4 protein-coding genes and 3 pseudogenes are annotated in these 3449 nt (G+C 41.2%); 4 read left to right on the top strand and 3 right to left on the bottom strand.

All coding sequences use genetic code 11. The features are described from left to right. From ACYTXL_RS06880 to ACYTXL_RS06870, 3 genes and pseudogenes are all read left to right on the top strand, one after another. Positions 1-335 (top strand): annotated as a pseudogene (locus tag ACYTXL_RS06880) (hypothetical protein); the annotation flags it as partial. Positions 336-536: 201 nt separating this feature from the next. Continuing rightward, complete coding sequence (locus ACYTXL_RS06875) at positions 537-1373, top strand: LssY C-terminal domain-containing protein (protein WP_461924051.1); 837 nt, start codon at positions 537-539, stop codon at positions 1371-1373. Between the two features lie 119 nt (positions 1374-1492). After that, a complete protein-coding gene (locus ACYTXL_RS06870) occupies positions 1493-1609 on the top strand; it encodes a DUF4337 family protein (protein WP_461924050.1) in 117 nt (38 codons plus the stop codon). Here ACYTXL_RS06870 and ACYTXL_RS06865 read toward each other — a convergent pair. The 3 genes and pseudogenes from ACYTXL_RS06865 to ACYTXL_RS06855 form a co-directional block, all read right to left on the bottom strand. Continuing rightward, positions 1590-1784: pseudogene (locus ACYTXL_RS06865) on the bottom strand (hypothetical protein); the annotation flags it as partial. The gene ACYTXL_RS06870 and the pseudogene ACYTXL_RS06865 sit on opposite strands and share 20 nt — an antisense overlap. Continuing rightward, positions 1751-1885 (bottom strand): hypothetical protein, encoded by a 135-nt coding sequence (locus ACYTXL_RS06860; RefSeq protein ID WP_461924049.1) that lies wholly within the window; start codon positions 1883-1885, stop codon positions 1751-1753. The pseudogene ACYTXL_RS06865 and the gene ACYTXL_RS06860, both read right to left, overlap by 34 nt. Positions 1886-1986: 101 nt before the next feature. Beyond that, positions 1987-2226 (bottom strand): annotated as a pseudogene (locus tag ACYTXL_RS06855) (nuclease A inhibitor family protein); the annotation flags it as partial. Positions 2227-2695: 469 nt separating this feature from the next. On the opposite strand from ACYTXL_RS06855, the gene ACYTXL_RS06850 reads away from it, so the two are divergent. After that, positions 2696-3244, top strand: coding sequence for a hypothetical protein (locus ACYTXL_RS06850; protein ID WP_461924048.1), 549 nt, complete (start codon positions 2696-2698; stop codon positions 3242-3244). Positions 3245-3449 lie beyond the last annotated feature (205 nt).

Genomic DNA, 3449 nt, shown 5'->3' with positions numbered 1-3449 from the left:
ATATTAATGGAGGAGAAGGGAACGATTCCATCTCCAGAAATGGTAGTGGTAATGTTGGAGTAGATGCTACAGGCATTTTCAACAGTGGTGGTAGCCAGATTAAGGGAGGTGAAGGAAACAATTCTATTACTGGTATCGGTAAGGGCGGTAATGGGATAGTAAACGCAGCGATGAATATTAGAGCAAAAGGTATCAGAATGCTGTCCTCCTCTGGGACGCGGGAGGCTAACGCCAGTGGAGAGGATGTAAGACCAATTCGCGGACGCAAATCCAAGATGCGGCAATCCTCCGTGAAACTGGAAGCCCACACTCTACCGTCAGGTCAGTGTGGGTAGTTCACAAACATTGTTTCTAAGGGTGCGATGATTAAATAATTGGCGACTTCTCAACCACCCCACTTCTCAATCAACCTGCGGTTAATATTAGTCGGAGGTGTTTTCGTCGTCAAGAAAGCTATCCATCCCCACCGTATAGACGGATGGGGAATTCCGCCGAATTAGTTAAAAAAGGAAATATAGCTTGATCACCGGGTTCAAATGCAACAAGCCTCTAACTCAAATAGTGACGCACGCCCAAAACATCGACATTCCTTTTGGTACATTTTTGGGACGTTAGTTGGTTTATTCGGCTTATATGGACTGCTCAGTTATATCGTTTTACCAGGACTGTGGCGTCACTACGAACATAACCCAAAGCTCGAACATTCTCCGAAAACAACGCAAACGGCAGAAGGGATCTCTGGAGATCCTCTGAATATTGGATTTGTAGGTACAACAGCAGAAGTGGTACAGACGCTACTGGCAGTAGGTTGGTATCCAGCAGACCCGATCACCTTACGCTCCAGTGCTGGGATTGCTAAAAGTGTTCTCCTCAAGAATTCTTACCCAACTGCACCTGTGAGTAATTTATATTTATGGGGACGCAAACAGGACGTGTCTTTTGAACTACCCGTGGGCAATAATGCCAAAGCTAGACACCATGTGCGCTTGTGGCAATCGAACGACTTGAGTAGTGATCATAGACCTCTGTGGTTAGGTTCTGCGACATTTGATCAAAGCGTCGAACTTAGCCACCGCACAGGACAAATTACTCACCGCATTGATGCAAACATTGATCTTGAAAGAGATAACCTGATTAACAGTATTGGAAATACACACCAGATTGCCCAATTATATCAAGTCACAGGTGTCGGAGCCACATGGCAAGGTCATAATGGAGGAGGTGACAAATATTACACAGATGGGGAATTAACTATTTGTGTACTTTCCATGAACAGTATTGCCCAAACAAAACCATTAACTCTTTTGCCTAATCCAGAGCCTGTTAATCTCAAAAATGAAGTATGGTCATGGCTGCGACACTATTTAAAATAGTTTGCCTTCAAGTGATTGGAGTATGATCTAAAGCTTGCTTTGTTGCAGGAACAACAAAAATTCCTTCTCAAACTCAAGTTCAGCTTCAGCAATCGCAGGGGGTTGGTCAAAAGACTGCTATGCAAAGAGGTTACTTTGCTAAGGAAGGAATGCTGGCTCAAATCAAGTCGAGCGATCGCTGGTCGGAATTTCAGGCTAAATCTACCAAGCGTCATATTGAAAAACTGATTTACTGATTGGGGCAACATCGATATCAATATTGCTATCAAACTTAGATATTAATTCCTCTAAGCCTTGCAGCAAGGCGATTGTATGTCCCTCTCAGTGCAGTTTGGATAGTTTTCTAACTACTGGAATTAAGGCAGCAGGCACGCGAATCATCTCGCTGGGTGGGGATTTTTGTTCAGGTATTTGATATCAGTTTTGATAGCAAGAGATTGTTCTGTATTCTGCTGCGCTCCTTGAGCGATCGCTAACTCTGCATAAGCCTGACCTGAATACGAATTTGCCAACGTCAAGAGTCTGCGATCGCGCAAACTGACAAGTCAGCGCTTGTGCGATCGCTTAATAATAGTTGCACTAAGTTATTTAAAATTGAACATTCAGTAGTTAATCAAGTTTCTACAACTTTAGTTGAAAGCCCTGCTAAATCACCTGTTGAGGTTTCCCCGACGATGTAAGCATCAATTTCGATTTGTCCTAAGCGATACACCTGCGGGTTTTTTGATCTCGATTTTATTATCTCTAGTAGTTTTTGAAATCTGGCAACTATAGCCTTTTCATCATCCCGATGCCAATCTTCGGGGGTGGTCGCTACACTAAAAAAGCTGTCAATATCTACTACTTCAACATTTGAACTTTTTTCATCGGCTGCTTTTCAGCATTTAATTGAGTTGCACCTATGTGATTAAAATTATATCAAATATTTTGAAGAAAACCAACAAAGTGTTCATTCCGACGCGGGAGTACCCGCTAACGCTTCGCTATCATCGACCAATATTGCTGATTTCGCTATGCGATGGTTTTGCTCGTTGGTCAATTCGTCACTCACGTGTATTCATCTCATCACCTCCCTATCGGGTAGGTGAGACGCTTCTACTATTTAAGCTAAGAAATTTTTAAGCTACTTTCTGCCTCGAAGAGCGCATTTCTTGCTGGCGTATGGGCATAGCGTCAATTCTTGGGATACTACATAAAAAATATGTGTGATTCTGACACAACATTGACATTTTAATGACATATCTAAAAAGTACACAGTCAATTATAGTTTAAAAAATCCCTATAATTTCTGTCTAGTAACTGCGCTGGTCACAAATCTGATATTGCTTAATCAAGTAGTAACCAAGCTAGTGCTATTACAGGATTTTTTAGATAACTCAAGAAATCAGTGTGAGGTGAAAGTGAAAGTTTTTAACATATATAAAATTAGTATAGTTTCGGTATTGCTAGCTACACCTTTATGTGTTTTTCCTCTGAGAATACTTGCACAAACTTCTAATGCTGAACAGCCAGCAGTTATTCTTAATAGTGGTTCTACAAATACCTGTAACTATAGAATTCGTGTATTGCCATCAGGCAAGGCAACTTATACTGTTTGCAACAGAAAAGGTGTAGGTGAAATCAAAGTAAATACAGCTACGAAATTTTTCAATGATATTTCAGCAGCGAAACCGCTATCAAAATTACCGTACAAACCATGTGGTAAATCTGTTTCATTTGGTACGTCAACACAAGTCAGGTATCAAGGGCAGAAATCTCCAGATGTTAGCTGTCCAAGTAATGATTTGAGAGTGACAAATCTGTATGATGATGCCAAAAATGTTCAACAGGAATTGAACTTTTCAACTGCCAAAAATCAATTGTCAAATTGAGCTATGAACACAGGGAGAACCGCACAGACGATGTGGGGGTTTAATCCCTAGCTATAGCTGTCTAATTGGTATACAAAGTAGGTAAGCTCTTAAAAGCATCTACCAGACCCTAAGAATTAGTTTAGCGATCGCCCCTTTACCAATTTCCTCTAAGAATGGCTGGCATCTATGGCTTCTTGCGTGCAACTTTGACTCTAAGAATATC

It is taken from the genome of Nostoc sp., assembly GCF_054880495.1.
This window is presented reverse-complemented; position numbering and strand designations above follow the sequence as displayed.

Excerpts from the sequence above, each read along its gene's own strand:
- ACYTXL_RS06875 (WP_461924051.1), top strand. The coding sequence starts at position 537 with ATGCAACAAGCCTCTAACTCAAATAGTGACGCACGCCCAAAACATCGA.
- ACYTXL_RS06870 (WP_461924050.1), top strand. The coding sequence starts at position 1,493 with ATGCAAAGAGGTTACTTTGCTAAGGAAGGAATGCTGGCTCAAATCAAG.